The organism is Planctomycetia bacterium (assembly GCA_021413845.1).
Classification (GTDB): Bacteria; Planctomycetota; Planctomycetia; order Pirellulales; family PNKZ01; genus PNKZ01.
In genome coordinates, this window is record JAIOPP010000112.1 from 1 (window position 1) to 6432 (window position 6432).

Annotated in this window: 8 protein-coding genes and 1 pseudogene; 6 read left to right on the forward strand and 3 right to left on the reverse strand. The window is 58.4% G+C overall.

The features are described from left to right. The first annotated feature begins 140 nt into the window (after positions 1-140). From K8U03_20260 to K8U03_20275, 4 genes and pseudogenes are all read left to right on the forward strand, one after another. Positions 141-1022, forward strand: a pseudogene (locus tag K8U03_20260) (sialate O-acetylesterase). Positions 1023-1104: 82 nt separating this feature from the next. Continuing rightward, a complete protein-coding gene (locus K8U03_20265) occupies positions 1105-1722 on the forward strand; it encodes a hypothetical protein (GenBank protein ID MCE9607227.1) in 618 nt (205 codons plus the stop codon). Positions 1723-1818: 96 nt separating this feature from the next. Continuing rightward, entirely contained in the window at positions 1819-2181 is a 363-nt protein-coding gene (locus tag K8U03_20270; protein MCE9607228.1) for a hypothetical protein, read from the forward strand. Further along, on the forward strand, positions 2124-3002 hold the full coding sequence (locus tag K8U03_20275; protein ID MCE9607229.1) for a hypothetical protein: 879 nt from the start codon (positions 2124-2126) through the stop codon (positions 3000-3002). Before K8U03_20270 ends, K8U03_20275 begins: the two co-directional genes overlap by 58 nt. Here K8U03_20275 and K8U03_20280 read toward each other — a convergent pair. Further along, complete coding sequence (locus K8U03_20280; GenBank protein ID MCE9607230.1) at positions 2927-3475, reverse strand: transposase; 549 nt, start codon at positions 3473-3475, stop codon at positions 2927-2929. The genes K8U03_20275 and K8U03_20280 overlap by 76 nt on opposite strands. Positions 3476-4212: 737 nt before the next feature. Between K8U03_20280 and K8U03_20285 the strand changes: the two genes are divergently transcribed. Then, entirely contained in the window at positions 4213-5067 is an 855-nt protein-coding gene (locus tag K8U03_20285) for a hypothetical protein (GenBank protein ID MCE9607231.1), read from the forward strand. A 593-nt stretch (positions 5068-5660) separates the two neighbouring features. Here the strand turns inward: K8U03_20285 and K8U03_20290 are convergent. Then, positions 5661-5972 carry a hypothetical protein gene (locus K8U03_20290; GenBank protein MCE9607232.1) on the reverse strand — a complete coding sequence of 104 codons (312 nt, stop codon included), beginning with the start codon at positions 5970-5972 and terminating at the stop codon, positions 5661-5663. Positions 5973-5997: 25 nt separating this feature from the next. Then, complete coding sequence (locus tag K8U03_20295; GenBank protein MCE9607233.1) at positions 5998-6195, reverse strand: cold shock domain-containing protein; 198 nt, start codon at positions 6193-6195, stop codon at positions 5998-6000. A 130-nt stretch (positions 6196-6325) separates the two neighbouring features. Here K8U03_20295 and K8U03_20300 point away from each other — a divergent pair. Further along, positions 6326-6432, forward strand: a 107-nt coding sequence (locus K8U03_20300) for a GNAT family N-acetyltransferase (GenBank protein ID MCE9607234.1), incomplete at its 3' end; no start/stop codon positions are given.

Below are 6432 nucleotides of genomic sequence, written 5' to 3' on the forward strand. Positions count from 1 at the left end.
GATCTCCAATTCCGCTTCCCGTAACTTCTGAATGATCTGCTCGACCTGCAAACGCTTCGTGCCCATGATCCCCTCCCTTTTTCAAGTGATGGTCGTCAGTCTACGACTGACGACCGGACTCGTTTAAGGGGGGCAGGTCAAAGGCGCTCGACGAACCCATTTTGATCATCAAGACCGCGTGGGGCGGGAAGAGCCTGCATACTGATTTCCGTCCGCCGAGCGCGGGGCCGTATCAGCTCAACGACTACCAGAAGAAGCTCTACTACGGTCCTCCCGGCCACGGCATACCAAAGGACATGGACCGGTGGCTCGTCGATAAACAGCAGGAAACGGGGCACTACTACCGGTTGATGATCGAGCATGTGAAAAAAGTGCTCGCCGACCCGAAGCGCGTGGTGCCGAACTACGACCCGACGCAGGGCTACGAACTGGCCGGTTTCATTTGGCTGCAAGGTTGGAACGACATGGTGGATGGACACACGTATCCGGCGCAGGGCAAGCCCGGCCGCTTCGACCTCTACGGCGAACTGTTGGCGCACTTCATCCGCGACGTGCGGCGCGATGTGGGCGCGCCGAAGATGCCATTCGTCATCGGCGTGATGGGGGTCGGCGGTGCGAAGGCGAATGCGGATACCATGGAGTTTCGCAAAGCGATGGCGGCACCGGCGGCGATGCCGGAGTTCAACGGCAACGTCTTCGCCGTGCAGACCGCACCGTTCTGGTCGGAGGAACTCGGCGACATCGACAAGAAGTATGGGGAGGTGCGGCAGATGCGCCACTACCTCGACTCGAAGCACAAAAACTACGCTAACGCCGACGGCACGATGACCGAAGAGCAAAAGCGCGACCACATGAAGAAGTTCGAGGCCGAACTGATCTCACCTGCCGAAGTCGCGCTATGGAAACGCGGAGCCTCCAATGCGGGTTATCACTACCTCGGCTGCTCGAAGACTTTCGCCCTCATGGGCCGCGCGTTCGCCGAGGCCACGCTCGCAATGAAAGAGGACCAAGATCGTCGATGATGGGCACCGATGCCGACGTGGCACTCTCACGAATCAGCGTCACACGGCCGTAGCCGCCGAAGATGATTGGTATTTCGCCAACGTGCTGCGCGATGACCAATTGCTGCAAGCGGCCTTGAAACGACACGACATCTCATCCGTGCGACTCGATTGGGCGAGTCCCGATGTCGATTGGTCGCAGTTCCTCTGCCCCGTCTTTCGGACGACCTGGGACTATTTCGTGCGGCGAGATGAGTTCACGGACTGGCTGAATCGCATTCGGAGTCAAACGCAACTCTGCAACGAAGCGGCGCTTATCGAGTGGAATATGGATAAGCTCTATCTTGGCGATTTGGAAGGTAATGGCATCTCGATCGTGCCGTTGAAGTTCATCGAACGGGGCAGTGAGATTTCGCTGCGCGAACTGCTCGACGAATGCGGCTGGGACGACGCGATTCTCAAGCCTTGCGTGTCCGATGCGGCCCGTCATACATATCGAGTCGATCGCGCCGCCGCCACCGCACTCGAACCGGTGGTGCGGCGATTGTTGGTCGACGAATCACTCATCCTGCAGCCGTTTTCGCCACGTCGATGCCGACGAAGGCGTCCCACGTGGGTTCGCTCGCGGCCTCGCTCTTCGGTTCGCGGGATTCCATACGGGCCCTTTCTTGCGGATGCGAGCTCGACGACGCGCGTCGGCTCCGGCGGTTGTTCGGGCTGAAGTACGGGACCGACCGGGATCAAGCTCCCCGACGGCGTCGTTAACGCCAAGAAGGTAACGATCTCCGGCCGGCCGCCGCATTGAACCCGATGAAGGATGCCGCACACGTTGGCGAATGCGAATCCCGAGATCCTACTGATCGGAGCGATCAGTTTAATCATTCTGTTCGGCAAGCCGCTGATCAATGTCCCTTGGGTGAAGCTAATCCCGGCGCCGCTCATCGTCCTATTGGTCGCGGTGCCGCTGGGAATGTATTTCGACTTGCCGCATACGCACACGTTTTCTTTTCTCGGCCACGATTATGAACTAAGCGAGAAGTATTTGGTCAGCGTGCCGGAGAACCTGTTCAACGCCATCACCCATCCCGACTTCTCCGCGCTAGCCCGACCGGTCGCTTGGAAATGGGTACTGATGTACTGCTCGGTTTCGTTGCGCTGCTGCCGTTCGCGATCCATCTGATCCCGTTGGCGGCGCTGGCGGCGATGCTCGTGTATACCGGTTTCCGCTTGGCTTCCCCCAAAGAGTTCATCAACGTCGTTCATATCGGGCGAGAGCAGTTGATCGTTTTCATCGCGACGATCTTGGGAGTCTTGGCGACCGATCTGTTGGTGGGAATTCTGATCGGAATCGGCGTGAAACTGCTGATCCACGTCGTCAACGGCGTGCCGCTCCGATCGTTATTCAAGGCCTACCTTGAAGTCGAAGATGTCGATGAGAAGACTTCGCTGATTCGAGCATCGCAGTCGGCCGTGTTCAGCAATTGGATTCCGTTCAAGCGACAGATCGAAGATCTCGGCCGGATTCAACGCCGCAACGTCGTCGTCGATCTCTCGGGGACGAAGCTGGTCGATCACAGCGTAATGGAAAGGCTCGAAGAATTACGCGAGGAATTCCACCACGACGGTTTATCGCTTTCGATCGTCGGGCTGGAAGATCATGCACAATTCTCGCCACATTCGTTGGCGACTCGGCGTCGAACGATGTCGCGGCTCCGACGCGTGACGATCGTCACCGAGCCCGAGGCTGAGGAAATGTTGGTGAAACGATTCATCGAGCTTGGGGCTTCCGGCTACACCGCGATACCTTGCCGCGGCACCGGTCGTCGCGGCAGCGAAGATCCAAGCGGAAGCCACCGAAAAGAGCAGGTGCGAATCGATGTCGTGGTACCGGAGAGCGCGATGGAACGAATCCTCAGCTATCTCCATCAAGACATACTTCCCAAGCATCGGGCCACCGTAACCGTCGAGACCGTGGAAACGCTCAGGCTCGACCGGTTCTGATCGCTTGAGCGTTCGTAAGCCTTGGCGATTCTCCATTGAAATCCTAGGGCACTCGGTACCAGTTGCGAGCGGCGCCGCAGCAGATCGCGGGTCGCCCGCATCTCGGCCGGATAAACGTAGGCCTGCGGGAACATGCCGCCCCGCAAGAGCCGCGCGATCTTCTCCGAGTCGATCCGGTCGTTCTTCGTCTTGCCGCCGTGGTTCGCCTTCGTGTACAGAGCGTGACCGAGCACGAAGTCGATCGCTTCGGCGCGGCAGAGATCGGCCAGCCAGTACCAGGCGAACATGCATTCGCAGCCGACGACGAGCCGTTCGCGATACGGTCGGATCAGCGCCAAGAACGGTTCCGGCCCGGCGTCCAAATTCCGCTGCTCCCGCGTCGTCCCCGCTTGATCGACGACGGTGACGTACATCTTTCTGGCGTGCAAATCGACGCCGCAATAGAATGGGTGCTCGGTCTGATAAAATCTCATCATGGCCTCCGTGGAAGAAAGAGACGGGTGAGCCCGCTGCACGGCTCGAGGCACGATCATCGAACCGTTGCGAGCCTCTCGGGGCATCGCAATTTTAATTGGGACGCCCGCCTCCGCCCGAAGCGGAGGCCATGATGAGTATCCAGTCGTTCTACCTGACGCGGCGGCGTATACTCGGGTTTTCAATTCAATGTCCTGCCTGCCGCCGTGCAGGTGATCGACAACGTTCGGCTAGCGGAGATCGGCACGTGAAGCACGGCCTCATTCGCATCGTCTCGATCATCAGCCTCGTCGCGGCCCAACGGGGAAGGGATGCCCGTCCTCTGTCATCCTTTAATTCTCGGCATCCCATGATCCGTTGCGTCTTCCTACTGGCGATCGGCATCGGGGCATGGTGTTACGGCGCGGAAACCGGCTCGACGGCCGCCGACGGCGTGACTCCGGAATGTCTGCGACTTCGAGACTCTCTCCAGCGGATTCACGGAGAGCGACCGGCGTTCGCACCATCGACGAAAGCTGACGCCGTCGCTCACGGCGAGCAGCAGTTGGCACTCGTGCTGCGAGACCGGCCGCCGTTGGCCGTACATCTGAAGACCTCTTCGCCTCTCCGGTCGCGATTAATCTCCATGTTCCGGACGAACGAGGGCCGCAAGATCTACTGGTCGAATGCGATTTCGGACGAGCAAAAAAACGAGCCGCGCGCGACAACCGCGTTTGCCGAGTCCGGAGAAGCACGAGTGTCCGTCGCGCTTTCGAGAAACCAAGTCCCGCTGACTCATGACGAACTCTTGTCGACCTTGGTGTTCGAACTCCATAACGCCGGAATGAATGCCCCGAATTGGAAGCGAATCAACGAGCGGGCGGCAGCCAAAGAAATTTCACGAGACGAATATGTACGCGGAACTGCAGCGCTCGAATTCGACGCGATCACGGCGACCCGATTTTTCTACGCTTACGATTTTCTGCCGTGGGCGCAGCTTCATAACATCGAGACGAAGGCCGGCAACTGGTGGTGCGCCGAGGTCGATTCCGTCGACGACTATCTCGCGAAGTACGTGGACCGATCGGCTTATCCTTGGGTTACATACGGCCCACAATACGACCGAATCATGGCCCAGCGGGATCTTGCCGAAAAACGATTCGACGAAGCGCTAAGGAAATACGAAGAGCTGCTGAAATCCGAGGCTTCCGACGAAGTCTTGCTGCACGACTTAATCAACGCCGCGTATTGTTGTTCGAATCTGTCGCGGCATGACGAAGCCGTGCGGCATTTGCAGAAAGCCGTGAAGTCGGCAGTCGCCAAGCGTGACAACGCGGAACTACAGTACCGAATCGCGATCGAACAGGGGTTCCTCAACGACCTGGCCGCGGCCCGACGATCATTCCTGAGTTCGATCGCCGCGGAACCCGGCGGCCCCTACCATGCCCTGAGCTTGCAACGGAGGATCTCGCTAGAACAAGCCGCCGAAGACCGGGCCGCCCTAAAACGTTCGTATGAAGAGTACCAAAAACATTTCCCCCGCGATCCGTATCTGAAAACAATCCAAGCGATGATCGAGCCGTCCGAGTCGAGTCGCAAGAGCGACAAATGAACGGATCGAATTTCATTAGCCCAAGGTCGGCGAAGATCAACGCCTCCTCGAAGAAAGTTCTTCGGACTCCGGCTAGTCTGCGAGGGGCACCTTACCGAGTCCCGAATCCCGGAACTTAACCACAGCGGTATCTAACGAGTCGCTCCACCTGACGCGAATGCGAACCCGCTCGAGCGGTAGCAAATAGCGCCAATGTCCGAGGATTACCACCAACGCGGCGCAGACGAACGACAGAATCGTCGCAGAGACGATCGCCGTCGCGCCGATCAAGATCGATGTCCAGCAGGGTAGAACACCCTGACCCACACCGATTGACGAAACAGATGCTGCTCGGCACCTCTTAGATCGATGGGCTCAGGATTCCATTGGATCAGCTGCGACGAAACGTACATTCGCCTTCCGTGCCGACGTTTCGCAGCTCGCGGCCGCTGAGCAGGCGAAGGACGAAAAGGAAATTGAGATCGTCGACATCACGAAGTACTACACCGCCGGATGCCGCTACGTCATGAAGTGCAGCATCCCGCTCGAGCTCTCCGAGGTGGAGGCCCGGACAATATTAAGGCCATCGTGACTCGCATGAGCCCGGCGCCAAGCTAGTCGCCGGTCTGCCGCGGATGGTGCAGCGGCGTTTTCGTTTGCGGAATCGGCCGGTCCAACCAATGCCGTAGCCGACCGTAGAACTGCTCCGCCGACTCACCCTCGACTCGTTTGCACTCGCCGAAAAGTTTGCCGCGACGTTGGAGTTCCGTCGCACCCGGTGGCGTCTGTTCGAGCGAATGAACGAACGTCAACAATTGAGCGAGCTTTTCCTCGCAATGTTCCTCAACACCCAGCGCCTCCTGTCGGCTCTTGTGTTGAAGCGTGACTTCGCTGCCTTCCCGATTTGCTTTGCGGCTGCGGTCCATCCGGCTTCACCCTTCCGCTTCGGAGCTACACCACCTGGACGTTCTCGGCACACGGTCCCTTCGGACCACGACCTTCGGTGTACGTTACCTTTTGGCCTTCTCGAAGATCGTCAAACTCGACGCCTTGGAGGGCTTTGGAATGGAAGAAGATGTCTTTTTCCGCCGCCGTCTTGATGAATCCGAAACCTTTGTCCGTCAACTTCTTGATCGTGCCTTCGGCCATGACTGCTTTTCCAAAATGAAAACATGAATAATGCAGTCCGTCAGACGATTGCCGAGGGGATGCTGCTGCGGGAGATTATAGCCGGTCGTTGTGCCGTCACGCAAAGAGATCGGCGAATAACCGGGGCATCATGACGACCGTGGTTAAGGCGGTCTGCCAACATGCCTTCGAGAACTTGGGCCTCGGCAAGATCACCGCCCACGTCTTCTCGTTCAACGACGCCTCAGTCAGAGTATT